This window comes from Legionella bozemanae (genome assembly GCF_001648595.1).
Classification (GTDB): domain Bacteria; phylum Pseudomonadota; class Gammaproteobacteria; order Legionellales; family Legionellaceae; genus Legionella; species Legionella bozemanae.
Genome location: NZ_LBAW01000018.1, coordinates 1 through 17,494, shown reverse-complemented (window position 1 = coordinate 17,494; position 17,494 = coordinate 1). Strand labels below are relative to the sequence as shown.

Below are 17,494 nucleotides of genomic sequence, written 5' to 3'. Positions count from 1 at the left end.
CCATGTCTGGCTTAATCCCGCAGCCATTCATTGATGATCTTCTCCACCGAACAGATCTGGTTGAATTAATTGACAGCTATGTTCCCTTGAAAAAAAGAGGGAACAGTCATATTGCTTGCTGTCCCTTTCATAACGAAAAATCTCCTTCATTTAATGTCGTTGCCAAAAAGCAGTTTTATCACTGCTTTGGCTGTGGCGCTTCAGGCAATGCGATCAGCTTTGTCATGAATTACCTCAATCAGGGATTTGTTGATGCGGTTGAAACGCTGGCTACTCGTCTGGGTTTAACAATTCCTCGTGACAAACAAACTGAAAAAAATAATCCATCGCAGGATCTTTATAAACTTTTGTCTGCCGTAAGCCTTTACTATCAAAAAAAATTAAAATATGAAGGACAACCTGCCATCGATTACTTGCGTGGCAGAGGCTTAAGTGGAGAAATCGCGAAACTGTATCAATTAGGTTATGCAAATGAAGGATGGCATCATCTTGAAAAAGCATTTCCTCGTAACCAACGTGAGTTGCTCGCAACCGGGATGTTAATTAAAAATGAAGAGGGGAAAATTTATGACCGGTATCGAAACCGAGTCATGTTCCCTATTCATGACCGCCATGGACGTATTATAGGCTTTGGCGGACGCGTCCTAGAGGCTGAACAAAAACCTAAATACCTTAATTCACCTGAAACAGTCATTTTCCAAAAAAGCAGGGAATTATATGGTTTACACCAAATTCTAAGCCAGCAAAAAACAATAGATTACATTATTGTAGTTGAAGGCTATATGGATGTGATTGCATTAGCCCAGCATGGAATTATGAATGCAGTAGCCACCTTAGGTACTACAACCAGTACATATCATATTCAACTTCTTGCGAAATATACTAAATCGCTGATTTTTTGTTTTGATGGAGATAACGCTGGAAGACAAGCTGCATGGCGCGCACTAGAAAGCAGCTTGCCACATTTGAATCTGGGGCTCGATGCCAGCTTTATGTTTTTACCTGATGGACATGATCCGGACAGTTTAGTCCGCAAGGAAGGCAAAGACAATTTTTTAAATCAGCTAAAACAAGCCACGCCACTGCATCGATTTCTCTTTGACAACTTAGCCAAAGACCTCAATTTGCTTCGTCCTGCAGGAAAAACTCAATTAATTAATTTGGCCAAACCTTTTTTACAAAAAATGAATGAGGGCTCGTACAAACAATTACTTATCGAAGATCTTGCTCGTTTAACTCATATAGAAACGCATCGCTTAAGCCAGCTAGTTAGCGAGGCATCTCGTCCAGCCCCACAGGAACAAATGATGACTATAGCGCGTACACCCATGCGCGTTGCGGTGGCCTTGCTCTTACAACATCCAGAAATTTATGCACAAATCAAACAGCACATTAATCCCGAGCTTCTGGATGCCAAAGAACATGAAATTTTAGTGCAACTGTTACAGCAACTGGCAGCAAATCCACAAGCCACTACAGCAACACTTATTGAATCATGGCGCGATCATCCTTATTTTGATTCCATGAACAGGCTTGCTGCCTGGGATCATTTGGTTCCTGAACAAGAATTAGTTAAGGAATTTATTGATATTATGGCGTTTTTACAAAAACAAAATCGTGAATTAACCATACGTGAATTAATTAATAAATCACGCCAATACGGCTTAAATGAAGAGGAAAAAATAAAGTTACAAGACATGCTAAAAGAACGCCATGTGTGACTTAGTACTTAGCAAAACATCAGAGCTACGCGTTTAGACAATGCAATTAGTATTAACCCTAACTCATACGGTGTTTCATCATGTGCTAGACTCTTGTAAAGAAGATGTCCAGAAAAAAGCAATGAAAAACTACTGGTATGTTGCAGCCTCCCGGTTTATAATTATAAGATTTTGTAATCCTAAAGAAGCAAGCAATCCAATTAGTGCTATATGATGCTGTAGATTCCATTGTTTTTTAGGATAATGTCCAATTGTCCCTAGAGAAGTGCCTATGACCATAAATGATCAAGAACAGCAAAGCTCACAGATAACCAAAGTCATTAGCCTAGGCAAGGAGCAAGGTTACCTGACTTACAGTCAGATCAATGACTTGCTGCCTAATATAGTCGATACAGAACATTTTGATGTCATTATCAGCATGCTGGAAGGCATGAACATCAAAGTATTTGAATTGCCGCCAGGTGATGATGAACTGGCACTTCTGCTCAATACAGAAGAAGTTCCAGATATCGAGGAAGCCGCAATGGTACTGGCCTCTGTAGACAAAGAAACTGGCCGTACAACCGATCCAGTTCGTATGTACATGCGTGAAATGGGTACAGTAGAGCTGTTGACCCGTGAAGGTGAGATCCGCATCGCGAAACGCATTGAAGAGGGCATTTACCAAGTACTCAAATCTTTGGCTCATTATCCAGAAACTGTCCAGTTGGTGCTTGATGATTATGATCGTTTCAATGCCCAAGAAATTCGTCTGAATGAAATTATTAGCGGTTTTTCTGATGTTGAAGATGAAGTAGCTCCTGCTGCAAGCATCGGCTCTATGCTTGATGAAGATCGGCAAGATGATGATCTGCTTCTTTCTGATGATGAAGAAGATGAAGACGGCGAAGGAGGTATGGGTGAAGTCGATGATGGTCCAAACCCAGAACAAGCCAAAGTTTATTTTGATGACTTACGTGTTACCTATGAAGAAGCACTAGCTATATTAAAAGAGCTTGGCAGAGACCATGCCAAAGCGCTGAAAGCGTTGGAAGCGATGTCTGAGTCGTTCTTAAAGCTCAAGCTTACTTCCAGACAGGTTGATCGTTTAACACGTCATTTCCGTCAGCTACGTAACCACATCAGAGAGTTCGAGCGTGGCATTATGCGCCTTTGCATTGAAAAAGCGCGTATTCCGCGAAAACTGTTTATTGATACATTCCCAGGCCAAGAAACAGACATGGAATGGCTCAATTCCATTATTAGCAAACACGGTAAAAAGCTCGATATGGACCGTATCCAGGAACATACCGAGGAGATTTTACGTATCCAATCACGATTGGTCGCATTCGAAGCCGAGTACGGTTTGACGATCGGTGAAATTAAAGACATCAACCGTAAAATGTCCATTGGCGAAGCGAAAGCACGTCGCGCCAAAAAAGAAATGGTTGAGGCCAACTTACGTTTGGTTATTTCCATCGCGAAAAAATACACCAACCGTGGCTTGCAATTCCTTGATTTAATTCAGGAAGGCAACATCGGTTTGATGAAAGCAGTAGATAAATTTGAATACCGTCGCGGTTATAAGTTCTCTACCTATGCAACCTGGTGGATTCGACAGGCAATTACCCGTTCTATCGCCGATCAAGCGCGTACCATCCGTATCCCGGTACACATGATCGAAACGATTAACAAGCTCAACCGCATTTCCAGACAAATACTTCAGGAAACTGGCCGTGAAGCCACACCCGAAGAATTGGCTGAAAAAATGGAATTGAGCGAAGACAAGATTCGCAAGGTCTTAAAAATTGCTAAAGAACCGATTTCCATGGAAACCCCAGTGGGGGATGATGATGATTCACACTTAGGTGACTTTATTGAAGACAATAACATTGAATCACCAATCGACATGGCAACTGCTGAAGGTCTGCGCGAAGCTACTCTGGAAATCTTGGAAACGCTAACCCCAAGAGAAGCCAAAGTACTCCGTATGCGTTTTGGTATCGAAATGAATACCGACCATACTCTGGAAGAAGTGGGCAAACAATTTGACGTTACTCGTGAACGAATTCGTCAAATCGAAGCCAAAGCGCTTCGCAAACTGCGCCATCCATCTCGTTCAGAGAAACTGAGAAGCTTCCTCGAAGGTGATGAAGGCTAATGATTCAAATAAAGAGGAAGGATAAAAAGGATTTGTGACCTCTTTACTCTTCCCTACTCCTCTCCCTAACAGGAGAGGAAAACTCCAAAAAAATCACAAAAAAAACTAGAACATTAAGCAAATTAAGTTTAAAATGACTCCCTCTCCGGGCCCATAGCTCAGTTGGTCAGAGCAGCGGACTCATAATCCGTTGGTCCTAGGTTCAAGTCCTAGTGGGCCCACCAACAAAATCATTTAAATTCAATAAGTTACACTTGACGCCCTGCACCCATAGAAACCCACTTCGGGACTTCTTCGGGACCTACGTGCAAAATCTAAAGCGAAATCGCACTATTATCCTTATTTACTGCTTTCTTGGATTTAAAATTTTTGTTCCGCAGCAGAGTAAGAACTACCCCGCTCTTTTGCTTTTCACAAACCCTGTTGGCCGCCTCAAAAAGATTTTGCAACTCGGCTGATGAATAATGAGTGGTAATTCGACCAGAACAATGTCCTAGCAAATCTTGCCTATCTTCAAAACTGACTCCAGCCGCACGTAAACGACGACCAAAAGTATGTTTTAAATCATGCACCCTCACATGTGGTAATCCTGCTTTTACTCTAGCGTTCCGCCAACCCGTTGATAATATCCGAGCTAAAGGCCTGCCTTTATAACTAAATACATGTGTCGGATGCTTTCCACGCTCACTACTCACAACCGATCTAGCTGTCTCGTTACAGACAACCAATCGTTCCTCACCATTTTTTACCAACTCAGCTGGTATGATAAACACCATGATATGAGGCATTTCAGGAATTTTAATTTCCCATTCCCAACGCAATTCACATATCTCACTATCCCGACATCCAGTATTGACGGCAAATAAACCCATTCTTTCCAGATGTGGCGGCAACTCACCAAAGAGTCTGTGTTGTTCATCCCAGTTCAGCGGATAAGGCTTGCGCAGATCATTCTCCGGTAAGAGTTTAATTTTGGGCGCGTTAGCCAACCAAGTTAAGCCAAACTCGTCCATCCATTCGCTTGCTGCTAGATTCATAATTCGACGCACTACCATTAAACCATGATTAATGGTTCTCGTAGATACCTCATCCTTTCTCCTACCTTCAATGAATGGTTGCAACGAGCCTATGTGAATAGATTCCAACGATAAATCACCAATGTACTTTACCACTTCGCGTAAACGCCCTGCATCATCATCAATGCTGCGTTTATGCTGGTTTTCCATCAGAAATTTAGTCGCGGCCTCCATAAAACTTCGCTTGGGTCTGACACCATATACCGTGGCTTGACGGATTTCATCAATCCGTCTTGCTAGATATTTTTCGGCTTCTTCGAGGTCGCCAGTACCAGTGCTTTCGCAAAGTCGGTATCCAAATATTTTTTTGTCAATTTGCCAGTGACTACCTTTTTTGTAGATCCCTGGTATTCGTTTTCGTCCCATATTTCCAAACTCCTTCGCTTGGATGCCGCGGGTCGATCACTACACTGTATATAATCGTCTACCCAAGCATCTAAATCAAGTCGATCAAATGCCACACCCTGTGAACCAATGGGAATTTCCATCAAGCTAGGACGTACTTCTTCATTAAAACGATGCCTATCCATGCCCACATAAGCAGGTGCATCTCTAAGACGTATTAATCTTGGTAGAATGTGATAAGTGCTCATGATTTTCCTTAATTAACTTTATAAAAATAAAATCACACAAGAATATTAATTACATTTGATCCATTGAAAAGGTGATGTTTTCATACTTCCTTAAAACTCTTAACGAACATTTTAATACTCATATCGAGCATTTATTTAATCATATTGAGTACATTCCTGCAATACATCGTATATATGAAAATTTAATGAGATATTATAAATTAGCTATACCTTTGACCCTTTTGTTTATACAATAACCGAAAGTTGATTCATGGAGAAAAAAATGGATTTATTAGACCAAATCGAACATGCAGTTGGCAGCGAATTTATAAATACAAATGAGCATGTAGAATTGTTGTTTAACGTTCAGGAAATGATCAATTCAGAACAACAGCCCCATTCAAATAAAATAGTGGAAATCTTATAGTTGATGTCAAAGCTGATAGTTTGTGGATCCGGAATAAAATCCATCTCTCACTTTACCGAAGAAACTAAATATATAATTAAAAATTCTGATAAAGTTCTATATTTAGTCAATGAGCAGAATCTCAAATCTTGGATTCAGCGTGAATCCAAAGAAGCTGAGAGTTTAGAGGATCTTTATTTTAGTAGTGATAAACGAATAGATGCTTATAGAAAAATCACAAACTACATTGTTAGCGAATATAATAAAGGTAAAATGCTTTGTGTTCTATTTTATGGTCACCCGACAGTATTTGCTGAATCAGCTTTAAATGCAGTAAAAATAATAAAAGCACTTAACGGAAATGCCACAATACTCCCAGGAATTTCAACTCTGGATTGTCTATTTAGTGATTTAGAAATAGATCCTGGTAATAAAGGATGTTTCACTATTGATGCTACTGAACTATTACTTTATGAAAGAGATATCGACATAAATGCACACGTCATTTTATGGCAAGTTGCAAACATTGGAATGCATAATATTAATCAGACTAGTAAGATGCAGGTTTTATCCGAATACCTAGCTAAGTTCTACCATCATGATCATATTGCTTACCTATATGAGGCAGCACAAATCCCTATGCAAAAACCTAGAATTGAGAAAATTACATTAAAGGATTTAGTAGATTCAAAAATCAATTCGACAACAACTTTATATATAACACCAGCAAATCAAAAAAAATTAAGTGAAAAATATCTTAATCTTCTAGAAATCAATCTCCAAGATTATAAATTATCTTGAAAGTCGGACACACCCACGAAATAGCTTCGCATCACTAGAAAAAGTCGTCGCATTATTACAATAAGAAAATAAAAAACGAGAATCCTCTTCTAATAACACATTAGGATTTTTAATCAAATTTTGACCATCCGATTTATAATGATAAAAAGTAAATTGAGTTTCTTTACTTACCTTATACAAAGAACTACCAAATGCATCACCTTTCTCTTCTGTAAACTCTTCTTGATATGCTAGTAATACATTTTTTAAGGTTTCAAGCTCCGTTAACGTGCTATTACTTTGATTAGTCTTAAAGGTATTAATTTTTGCAAACGGGCATTGCAATGGATAATAAACACTGTCATTTTTCTCTTCTAAAGAAGAAGGAACCATTACTGTAGGTGTATATTCAAGACCATAACACGTGTTGTAAATTCTTTGAACATCACTAACAGGCAAATACTGCTCATCAATAGCAGGCTTTACCCCAATACCCGATCCCATACAAATATTGAAAATGTATTTTGCCGTATCCATGATAAATGGAGTAGGCCTAAAACGATTTACTTTCCTTGCACTTAAAAATAGATCGTTACATGAAGAATCATAAGTGTTTTTAGTTAGCTTTTTCCGTAATGCCTCAGAAAAATATAGTTTTAACTTTAACCACTTATCATTCCTCTTCACTTCATCAATAAATTGTTCAGAAAAATAAAGAATCTGGCTATGCCAATTTGTAGATGTGAAGCCGTCCTGTAGGACTTCTTTAAATATACGATAGTGTTCATAAGGTGATTTTGGTGGAGGATGAGAGACATTAAAATATTTTTGTACTCGTGTATGTTTTCTTTGGCATCCTATATTAGGTAACAAAAAAGAAGACAGAGCGCCAGATGAAACTGATAAAACATTGTTATCAACTGTCTGATCTTCATCAAATACAATTTGCATATTAAAAATAGCACCTGGTCCTTGGACGCAATCAGGAAAGATCCTTTCTTCTTCCCCAAAATAGTGCCATTCACAATATTTGTCCAAAATAATACCTAAAGGTAAGCTGTTCTTTCCATAACCTAAATGTTGAAATAACTCATTATCCGTGTTGAAACTATCTATTCTTTCTAGTTTTCCTGACTTCCCAGGCAAGTATGCGTGATTTTTAATACCAAAATGCTCACCAAAGCGATAATGAGCTAGAAAAAAAGGGATTTGAGTATCTGATAAAAGCTCGTCTAAAACTTGGTAAATGGAAGGATTTACTGCATTAATTTTATTTTTAATTTCATTCCATGAAACTTTTTCGATTCGGTTCATACCTAAACGCCTGTAAATATACAGTATTACAAAATATCCTTATCTTAAAACTTAGATAATTGCAAAAAGGACTTAATACTAGCCAATTTTAATGGTAGAGTCACCCATTTCAATGGATGTGAAAGGAAAAAATGTCTAATTCAATACAACGAATGCCAAATGGAGTTACATCACTTTACTTTATTCAAGCCTGTTCAACATTTTCTTTTGCAATACTTTACTCTTCCCTCTCACTTTACATAAGCAAACAGCTTGGGTTATCTCCAACTGTCTCCAACAGTGTTGTGGGCTTATTTTTGGCCTTTAACTATGTTTTACATTTGTTTGGTGGATTGATGGGAGGTCGATATATCAGCAATCGCACTTTATTTTTTATTACAACTCTAATTCAAACATTCGGACTTATAGTGCTGGCAATATCTAAAGTCTCATTACTATATATAGGATTAAGCTTATTTTTAATTGGTTGCGGTTTGAATACTACATGTTATAACACCATTCTATCTCAACGCTTTCAACCAGATGATGATCGGAGGGATAAAGCGTTTTTTTTAAGTTATGCTGCAATGAATGTAGGATTTTTTGCTGGCTATATCAGTAGTGGATTTTATGACTATTCAAATGATTATCAACAGCTTTTTTATATTGGTGTATTAGCTAATGTTTTAACATTACTATTTATGATTTTTAGTTGGCGCAATCTGGGTGACAATGATTTATCCCTGCTCCCTAAAAACAATAGAAATAGGTTCGCTAACAACATGATTAGCATACTAGGAATTGTCATATTAATTCCCGCGTTAATTCTATGTTTTCATTCTTCTTACCTAAGCAATAGTCTTGTTATTATTACAAGTATTGCCATGCTCTTTGTAATTCTTACTTTAGGCTATCAACAAAAAAATCAAACAGATAAACAAAAAATTCTGGTCTACATAATTTTAACTGTAACATCAATTATATTTTGGATGATCTATTATACTGGGCCGATGGGCATTACTCTTTTTATTAAGAATAATGTTGACAGACATATTCTCAATTTCGAAGTTGCTACCCAATGGATTTTAAATCTTAATGCAATTGTAATTATTTTAGGTGCACCAGTTGTAGCCATTGTGATTAACAAATTAAAGAACAAAGGATACAACTTTTCTACCACATTGCAGTTTGCAAGTGCATTTATTATTTTAAGTTTTTCATTCTTTTTCTTAGCTTGTGCGGTAATATTCCCTGACAATCAAGGTTTTAGTAGCATATTCTGGATCGTACTTCATTTTGTGGCTCAAGCCATCGCAGAGTTACTAATAGGACCCGTAGGATATGCAATGATTGGGCGCATAGCACCTCTTAAGTTGCAAGGTATTTTAATGGGGACCTGGATGATGGTTTCAGGAGTTTCTGCATCATTATCGCAATACTTTTCTAATGCAATGGTACAAACACAAGCAACTGATCCTCTAACCACAAACCCAGATTACCTTCATGTATTTTACCAATTGGGACTATGGGCATTAGCAGGTGGGATTTTCTTGTACCTTATATCAGGAAAGATAAAAAATCTTATTGACGAACTATCAACAGAAGTTGTAAATGAATCAACTGTCCAAGTTTAAGCCTTATTTAATTGGTAATTTTACATGTTGATCATTAGTTAATTAATTATGCATTTTTCCTATAACATTTTCGGGGTAAACATTCTAATTTTTTTAATACGCATAACCGCTTACTCTTATTCATGTACGGAATAATCAATTTTGTTATAGATGGAGAGGACATGGAGTGTTTATCTGTTGTTTTAGCACAAAAAGAGAAAAGATATATATTTAAAAATGAATCGCAAAAGAACTTAATTAAAACTATCTTACATCATACTTCCTTAGATTTAATATCATTTGCAGAAATTCTGGAAGTTAACCCACTAATTCTTAATCATGTTGCAAATGGAAAAGAGCATCTTGATATAAACACCTTCCAAAAATTAGTCGATTGGTTTTTTATTTTTATAAATGGTTAACTCTAATTATCCCTCCCATTGCTCAATATTAATGCGACGCAGGGTCTTGCTTCTTTAAATGAAGAAGGATATCTAAAATATGGAGTCACCTCACTAACTCCATTAACTTTGTATAACTATCTATTACATCATATTTAACTTGATTTGAGGTTATTTTCCTAAAATATTTTCGAGCACAATCGATTTTATACTCCTCAATTTTTCGTAACTCCATTGAGGACATAGAGCCTTTTGTTTCAGCGATGAAATAAATATGCCTTACGCTACCCTCTTTGAATGAAATAGCCCAATCAGGATTATAATTACCAACTGGTGTTGGAATAAAAAAACCTTTTGGTAATTTTGCATAAACAACTACTTCTTCACTTGTATCAAGCTCTTCAACAAACTGACGTTCATTTTTAGAATCTGTAAAAACATAATCATAAATATGATTTTTCATAGGCTCACCAGCTCGACTAAAATCTTGTTTTGTTTTTTCTCTAGTGAAAATTTCAAAATCATAAGTTTCAGATAGTGTATTGTATGTAAGATGTTCAACGACTACGGTTGCCTTTTGTTCATTGATAATCCTTGCCGATTTTGTAATAAAATCCTCTGGATTCGATTTATATTGTTCAAAAACTTTAGGCTTTATGCTTTGTAAAATTTCTCCAATTGTAGTACGAGTTAATTGAGTTTCTTCCGCCAATTTACCAATTAGGTCATACTTCACTGAGGAATGAATACTTTTAACATGATTCACTATGGATGTTTCACTAAGTCTAAAACTCCTACCCTGATGCAAATCATCAACGGTTGGTTCATTAATTTGTTCTCCACGTTGAATTACATATTCCATTTGAGTAATGTGTAAATCATTATTCAAATTTATCACGCACTTTTTAATTAACTCTTTACTGTTGAAGCTAACCATGTAAATCGCTTTCTTATTAATTCGCTTCCAAAGTTCTTTGAATTCTTTTTTTTCAAAATTTGCATTCAATGGATTGAATTTTACTTTTCTGTCATCCTCAAAATCGGGTAAATTATGCCCAGTAAATACATTGTCTATCAGTTGTAATATGGGATTAGTATAATCTTTTAGCTCTTCCGGAAACTCAGCAACGTTTTGCAAATTTTTATCATTTAAATAAACTGATGTTAAGAAGTCATGATCATTGACATATTTATTACTTATCAAATAAGAATAAATTAGATTGGCCATCTGTTTCGTAATTATCAAGTCGCCACATGCAGTTTTGATGATTTTATCCTGAAAATACGATGCATCTGCTATACGCGGTCGAGCAGAAAGTGAATCACTAATATCTTGCTGGAGCGCAGTTACAAAATCTTTGTAGCTTTCGTTCGCTACCACAGTTAATACATTTATCTCATGAACAGTAGCTGAATCATCCATTCTATCACCTAACTGATTAACCGCTATTCGCATACCACGTCCAACCTCCTGGCGTCGATATATAGTGTTATCACTATGTTTTAGTGTACAAATGACAAACACATTAGGGTTATCCCACCCCTCACGAAGAGCTGAATGTGAAAATATAAAACGAATAGGTTCATCCAGCGATAATAAACGCTCTTTGTCTTTTAAGATTAAATCATACGCATCCACGTCATCTGTTTCGTTGGATTTTTTATTCAAAATAGGATCAATAAGATGTCTGCTTTTCTTATCTATAGAGAAATAACCATTGTGAGTCTTACATGCATCAATCTGTTTAAGATATTGCCTGTATATAGGATCCGCTTTAATTAATAGTTTTTCTAATTGGATGTTATATTCTTTTTCAAAAAGCTCAGCATATTCACCATTAAGCTGCCCATCTGAATTATAACTACGATACTTAGCTACTGAGTCAATAAAAAATAATGAGAGAACTTTGATACCTTGATGAAACAAGGCCTGTTCTTTTTCAAAATGTGCTTTAATAGTTTCACGAATTTGAATCCTACGTAAAATTGATTCATTAACATCACCAATTACTTCTCCTGTATGTAGTACAACACCATTAGTGAAGCTCACTGTATGTGTTTGTGTACTTGCCTTAATATCAGCGATTACAAATCCTTTGTATTGATCTAATCCTGAAATATGAAACAAATTATCGTTTTTCTTAAATTTACGAATCATTCGTTTTATAGGGGTAGTTTTATTTTTTTGCTTAACTTCAATTTCCATAAGAGCAATTGGCGGTTTATGTGCAGTAATTTCAAGAGATTCCAGATATAGATAAGTATTAGTACCGTTTAAACTTTTCAAAGAAATTCCACGCACAGCAATTTTCTTTACCAATTTTTGCTGATAAGCGTCCAATGCATCTAATCGATAAATCTTATTGTATTCGGTCTTATGTGTCGCAGAGTAACGTAAAATGAATAACGGGTTAAATTTTTTAAATGATTCAATTGTCTTTATACCTTCCATTTTTTGCGGTTCATCGAGAATTAAGATGGGGTGATTGTTTTTAATGACATCAATTGGTCGTCGTGATTGGAAATTGTCTAACTCTTGATCAATTCGACGAGCATCTTTGCCAGCCGCATTGAATGCCTGTACATTGATAACCATCACATTAATTCCTGAATCAGATGAAAATCCTTCCAAATTGTATAACTGCTTAGAGTTATAAATAAAGAATCTCGCTCGTTTACCATACTCTTCTAAAAAGTGATCTGCTGTGATCTCAAGGGATTTTGAAACTCCCTCACGGATAGCTATACTAGGTACAACGACAATAAATTTACTCCAACCAAATTGACGGTTTAACTCAAACATTGTTTTAATGTAGCAATAGGTTTTCCCAGTACCTGTTTCCATTTCTATATCTAGATTAATTACAAATCCTGTTTTTTTATCATGGTTCAGATTTTTGGAGATTGGTAGGTTTTGTTGAGATTGAACATTTTGAATATTATTTAATAACTGAGTTGAGGTAAGCACAATATCATGATTTTTAAACTCAGAGTCATTTTGTATTGTAGGTTGCACTCGTCCAGGGTTACTGCGATATGATGCGTAACTAATATTAGGCTGACCAGCAAAACAATCTATAACACCTTCAACTGCCTGAGTTTGATAGGGTTGCTTTTTAAATTTCAACTTCATAAAGAAAGTTCCTTCTATCATCTGATATTAAATAGTCTTTATTTCAGTACCTGGCGAAACATGTTTAAAAATTTGCTCAATATTGATTTTTACACTATCACTATCAAAACTTGAGTCACGAAAAACAACCCTCAAGGGTTTATAAGCTGCCAGTTTTTTAACAAACTCTTCGTTTATTTTTTCATCAAAACAAGCAACTAATTGATTATGATCTATAAAAAATAATATTTTTCCAGAGAAATTCTTTCGATAAATTGGCAAAGATAAATCTATTCCCCAATCCAAAAGTATTTGAAATAACAAGTCTTCAGAATTACGGTCTTCGCGAATATTATTAATATGTGAAATAAGATTACTTTGCTCAAGGATATCAGGTTCATAATATATGTCTTTCATATTAGATTTATCGATTCTTAAAACTCGAAAACCTATATCTAAATTATCAATTTTTTTATTTATGTTTTCACTTTTTATTTTATTTCCTGCTCGACGAATACGTTCTTTACAAATTTCAGCAATAGTCTTATATCCGGCTTTAAAAGCTTCACTTTGTTCATCACAAATTTCAGGTACTTGAACCATTATAAAGCGGCGAGTTCCGTTATCTTCGGCGTTAAGTTCCATAACTGCATGTGCTGTTGTGCCTGAACCGGCAAAAAAATCCAATATCAAATCATTTGATGTCGAGTTAGGTGCAATTTGAATTAATCTTTTAATAACAGCCAGTGGTTTTGGGTGATCAAAAATTTTTTTACCATCGAATAAATTCCGTAAATCTCTAGTGGCCTTTTTGTTTCCATCTAAATCATCCCATAAAGGTGATGGTCTTTTTGTTCTTCCTTCCAAATAATATTTAATATAAGGCCACCATATTTTTTTGCCGTCTTTTTCAGTTTTTTTCCACAGTATATAATTATCATTTACTAATTCTTCATATTTTTTTCTCTCCACACGCCAACATGATTCATAGCCCCCAGGTCCAGTTGGATACAAATCTTCTCCATCAGGATTTTTAATTGGATAAAACATATTAGGCCGATCTACACGTTGATCGTTGCTTCCTGTTTTTCTTAATTGATCGTACGCATATTTTCCACGCTCATCCTCGTTTTCAAATCTTTTTAAATCATGAGGTGTAAGGGGTAAACCTGTTAAACTTAAATCGGGGATTTTCGTATATGCTAAAATATAGTCGAATGATGAGCCTAACCCTCCACCATCTTGTCCCGTTGTTTGACCAGTAGCTCTTACTATATTTCCGACAAAATTTTCTTCGCCAAAAATTTCATTACAAATTTTTTTTAAATTATCAAACTCATGATCATCGATGCTAATGAAAATAATTCCATCATCTTTAAGTAAGTTACGTGCAAACTTAAGCCTAGGATACATCATGCTTAACCAATCAGAATGGAAACGTCCATTAGATTCACTATTAGTAACTAAACGATTAGAGTTTTCATCTTTCTGATTTGATTTTAAAAGATAAGACTCAATATCCTGACTAAAATTATCTTTGTATATAAAATCATTTCCCGTATTGTAGGGTGGATCAATATAAATCACTTTGATTTTATTAAGATATGTTTCCTGCAACAATTTAAGAGCTTCTAGATTATCCCCTTCAACAAATAAATTTTTAGTAGTATCAAAATAAACACTTTCATCACGATAGGGACGTAAAGTCTTAGCTATAGGTTTATTAGCTGTGATCAATGCTTCCCGTTTACCTGGCCAATTAAGTTGGTAACGCTCATCTTGACCATCTATTATTGATGTTGACAGTTCTTGTCTCAATCTATCGAAATCAATTGCCTGTTTAACTTGACCATCTCGACGCATTTCAGTCATGCAACTAGGGAATAACTCCAGTAATTTATCAATATTTTCAGAAACTAAGTCAGGAGTATGCATTTTTAATTTTCGCATTTTTTACCTCTGCAGTAATAAAAATGTTCAATTTTAATTAACTTCCATATATAGCAAATTATTGCGAAAAATTTTTTTACGTAAGCACAACTTAATTTATTAATTGCATTAATATATGTTTATTTTAGACTACTCTTATTAAATTGGTTTTCTCGAAAATTCAAATACTGTCATTGATTTTCTCAATTTCTTTAATCCATATATATATAGATGTCACAAACGTGCAACTTCAGAATTGCACTTTAAAATTTAAAAGAAAAGAGAACCGTAGGTAATAAAAATGAATGAATAAATTTTGTTAAATTTTCAGTACAAAACACACCTTTCGCATGACATAAAAATGCATTATATCTATCTGATAAATAATGAATTTTTAATTGTTCTTGTAATTTTAAAGCAAAAAATAGCGGTGAATACATGATGAATTATCTGGTTAAAATAACTCTTCTATTTAATCGGGTTTTAGCTATCTTTTCACCATTAATTCACCAATTAATCACCAAATTATTATTATCAAAAAATAATCATATTAATGTAGGGGGTATATTACTCATAGTAGAGACAAAAATGGGGGTTTTGCGAACATTGCCACTTATGAGGCTAAATAAATTTGTTTTTCAAATATTTGTTTATTTGGAGGCCAGTTTTTTGCTTAAAGTATACTTTTAGAATTAATTGAATTTTTGAAGGTTATATTGATTTAGCACTTATAACTTGGCTCTAAGTGTAGTGGATCCCACTCTCAAGTGCATATGAAATTTTATACCATTTCATTGGATTACTTAGCTAGATAAAACCCTATCTTTAGACACTAAACATACTTTAAAAAGCGAAACAATTTTATTCTTTATGCCTATGTCTATGGTGAATATCAGGATAATGATGGTGAGAATGAGTCAACTCTTCATGCTGATGAGGATGTGTGTGTGGCTCTTTACCATCCCAAGGAAAGTCGTGAGTATGTTGATGATGCTCATCATGACAATGTGAATGATTATGATATAAAGATTCATGCGTATGGATATGACTATGGCTCTCAGTGAGATGTATCCAAACCCCTGTACCCATTAAAGCAGCAGCTGCCCAAAATAATCCCGATGGCGATTCATGAAAAAATAGTATGGCGATACCAGCGCCGATGAACGGTGCTGTAGAAAAATAAGCTCCTGTTCTTGCTGTTCCAAGTCCGCGTAAAGCAAGAACGAATAGGACAAGACTGATGCCATAGCCAAAAAAACCTAGCAACATGGTATAGCTAATATTAGTCCACGCGGGAAATGTTAATCCTATAAAGAATGCCAAACTAATGTTTACTACCCCAGCGACCAACCCCTTACTTCCTGCAATAAAGAATGCATCCGAAGATGATATTTTGCGGGTGAGATTGTTATCAATTGCCCAGCATAAGCAAGCACCGGCAATACTTACAGTACCTAGCCAATTTTGCGGGGCTATTTTTTGTGGCCAAGATAATAGAACTCCGCCGGCTACGATAAGTAGCATGCCTAAAATAATACGTCGATCGGTGCTTTCCTTAAAGAATATCCATGCTAGAACAGCCGTTAATACTGCTTCGAGATTAAGGAGCAGAGAAGATGTGGCTGCACTTGTATGAGAAAGGCCGACCATTAATAAAGTTGGAGCAATCATACCGCCAAAGGCGATAGCTGCCATTAACCAGGCCCATTCACCTTTTAATAAACCTGAACCATTCCAACCTCGATCTTTTATTAGGCGCACAAATCCCAACCCCATTCCACTACCCAAATAGAGAAAACCTGCTAGGAGCAAAGGTGAAATATTACCAACTAATTGCTTAGCAAATGGGGTACTCCCTCCAAATAAAAGAGCAGCTCCAAGAGCTGATAATGTAGCGGATGATAAATGAGGCTTGAGCATATGAAATTCACTTATTAATATAGTCGATGCTAAAAAGCATCTGTAGTTAAAAATAACGAACTGCCAAGAATTAATGAAATGAAACCGTCTAAACTTTATAAAGACTAATATCCTCTTTTAGGTGTTTAACAATATCATCTAAATGATGAATAAATTTCATCATCTCTTCTATGCCACTAGAAAAAGCTGCGGTAACACGATTAATTTCATTCATACTCTCAACGATTTGCTCAATTCCAACTGCTTCTTGCCTAATAGACACCTCAATGTGTTGGCTTGAAATCGATGCTTCATTAATCATTTTACTTAACGCATGAATAACGTCGCCTGCTTTCTCAATGAGCTTAATTCCTGAATCAAGAGTGTTAGCTCCTTCCTCGGTAACGATGACCGCTTTTTCAGTGCTACGTCGTATGTCCTCAAGAATTTTTTGCACCTGTACCGTGGACTGTTCTGATTGCTCTGCAAGATTTCTTACTTCAGTTGCCACTGCGGCAAAACCTTTACCAGATTCTCCTGCTTTTGATGCTT

At 35.8% G+C, this 17,494-nt stretch carries 12 protein-coding genes and 1 tRNA gene; 7 read left to right on the top strand and 6 right to left on the bottom strand.

Going from position 1 to position 17,494, the window contains the following annotated elements; all coding sequences use genetic code 11:
* Positions 1-2: 2 nt before the first annotated feature.
* The 3 genes from dnaG to A8O27_RS13100 all read left to right on the top strand — a co-directional run bounded on the left by dnaG (position 3) and on the right by A8O27_RS13100 (position 4,085).
* Positions 3-1,721, top strand: coding sequence for a DNA primase (gene dnaG, locus A8O27_RS13110; protein ID WP_058460859.1), 1,719 nt, complete (start codon positions 3-5; stop codon positions 1,719-1,721).
* 271 nt (positions 1,722-1,992) lie between these two features.
* A complete protein-coding gene (gene rpoD / locus A8O27_RS13105; RefSeq protein WP_058460860.1) occupies positions 1,993-3,861 on the top strand; it encodes an RNA polymerase sigma factor RpoD in 1,869 nt (622 codons plus the stop codon).
* A 147-nt stretch (positions 3,862-4,008) separates the two neighbouring features.
* Positions 4,009-4,085: transfer RNA gene (locus tag A8O27_RS13100), tRNA-Ile, on the top strand.
* 90 nt (positions 4,086-4,175) lie between these two features.
* Here the strand turns inward: A8O27_RS13100 and A8O27_RS13095 are convergent.
* A complete protein-coding gene (locus A8O27_RS13095; RefSeq protein WP_174223897.1) occupies positions 4,176-5,303 on the bottom strand; it encodes a tyrosine-type recombinase/integrase in 1,128 nt (375 codons plus the stop codon).
* Between the two features lie 489 nt (positions 5,304-5,792).
* Between A8O27_RS13095 and A8O27_RS18800 the strand changes: the two genes are divergently transcribed.
* Together A8O27_RS18800 and A8O27_RS13085 are read left to right on the top strand one after the other, a co-directional pair.
* Positions 5,793-5,936: a hypothetical protein gene (locus A8O27_RS18800; protein WP_154669245.1), complete on the top strand. Its 144-nt coding sequence runs from the start codon at positions 5,793-5,795 to the stop codon at positions 5,934-5,936.
* A 3-nt stretch (positions 5,937-5,939) separates the two neighbouring features.
* Positions 5,940-6,716, top strand: coding sequence for an SAM-dependent methyltransferase (locus A8O27_RS13085; RefSeq protein WP_058460863.1), 777 nt, complete (start codon positions 5,940-5,942; stop codon positions 6,714-6,716).
* Here A8O27_RS13085 and A8O27_RS13080 read toward each other — a convergent pair.
* Positions 6,708-8,009, bottom strand: coding sequence for a hypothetical protein (locus A8O27_RS13080; protein WP_058460864.1), 1,302 nt, complete (start codon positions 8,007-8,009; stop codon positions 6,708-6,710). The genes A8O27_RS13085 and A8O27_RS13080 overlap by 9 nt on opposite strands.
* Before the next feature lie 131 nt (positions 8,010-8,140).
* On the opposite strand from A8O27_RS13080, the gene A8O27_RS13075 reads away from it, so the two are divergent.
* Complete coding sequence (locus A8O27_RS13075; protein WP_058460865.1) at positions 8,141-9,622, top strand: peptide MFS transporter; 1,482 nt, start codon at positions 8,141-8,143, stop codon at positions 9,620-9,622.
* Between the two features lie 161 nt (positions 9,623-9,783).
* Entirely contained in the window at positions 9,784-10,023 is a 240-nt protein-coding gene (locus tag A8O27_RS13070; protein ID WP_058460866.1) for a hypothetical protein, read from the top strand.
* Positions 10,024-10,108: 85 nt separating this feature from the next.
* Here the strand turns inward: A8O27_RS13070 and A8O27_RS13065 are convergent, their stop codons facing one another.
* From A8O27_RS13065 to A8O27_RS13045, 4 genes are all read right to left on the bottom strand, one after another.
* Positions 10,109-13,135, bottom strand: a complete 3,027-nt coding sequence (locus A8O27_RS13065) for a type III restriction-modification system endonuclease (RefSeq protein WP_058460867.1) — start codon at positions 13,133-13,135, stop codon at positions 10,109-10,111.
* 27 nt (positions 13,136-13,162) lie between these two features.
* Positions 13,163-15,064: a site-specific DNA-methyltransferase gene (locus A8O27_RS13060; RefSeq protein WP_058460868.1), complete on the bottom strand. Its 1,902-nt coding sequence runs from the start codon at positions 15,062-15,064 to the stop codon at positions 13,163-13,165.
* 840 nt (positions 15,065-15,904) lie between these two features.
* Positions 15,905-16,963, bottom strand: a complete 1,059-nt coding sequence (locus A8O27_RS13050) for a DMT family transporter (RefSeq protein ID WP_058460870.1) — start codon at positions 16,961-16,963, stop codon at positions 15,905-15,907.
* An 88-nt stretch (positions 16,964-17,051) separates the two neighbouring features.
* Positions 17,052-17,494, bottom strand: a 443-nt coding sequence (locus A8O27_RS13045) for a methyl-accepting chemotaxis protein (protein WP_259293094.1), incomplete at its 5' end; no start/stop codon positions are given.

Coding starts and splice junctions, on each gene's coding strand:
- A8O27_RS13075 (WP_058460865.1), top strand. CDS start 8,141: ATGTCTAATTCAATACAACGAATGCCAAATGGAGTTACATCACTTTAC.
- A8O27_RS13050 (WP_058460870.1), bottom strand. CDS start 16,963: ATGCTCAAGCCTCATTTATCATCCGCTACATTATCAGCTCTTGGAGCT.
- A8O27_RS13080 (WP_058460864.1), bottom strand. CDS start 8,009: ATGAACCGAATCGAAAAAGTTTCATGGAATGAAATTAAAAATAAAATT.
- A8O27_RS13085 (WP_058460863.1), top strand. CDS start 5,940: ATGTCAAAGCTGATAGTTTGTGGATCCGGAATAAAATCCATCTCTCAC.
- A8O27_RS13065 (WP_058460867.1), bottom strand. CDS start 13,135: ATGAAGTTGAAATTTAAAAAGCAACCCTATCAAACTCAGGCAGTTGAA.
- A8O27_RS13095 (WP_174223897.1), bottom strand. CDS start 5,303: ATGGGACGAAAACGAATACCAGGGATCTACAAAAAAGGTAGTCACTGG.
- rpoD (WP_058460860.1), top strand. CDS start 1,993: ATGACCATAAATGATCAAGAACAGCAAAGCTCACAGATAACCAAAGTC.
- A8O27_RS18800 (WP_154669245.1), top strand. CDS start 5,793: ATGGATTTATTAGACCAAATCGAACATGCAGTTGGCAGCGAATTTATA.
- A8O27_RS13060 (WP_058460868.1), bottom strand. CDS start 15,064: ATGCGAAAATTAAAAATGCATACTCCTGACTTAGTTTCTGAAAATATT.
- dnaG (WP_058460859.1), top strand. CDS start 3: ATGTCTGGCTTAATCCCGCAGCCATTCATTGATGATCTTCTCCACCGA.
- A8O27_RS13070 (WP_058460866.1), top strand. CDS start 9,784: ATGGAGTGTTTATCTGTTGTTTTAGCACAAAAAGAGAAAAGATATATA.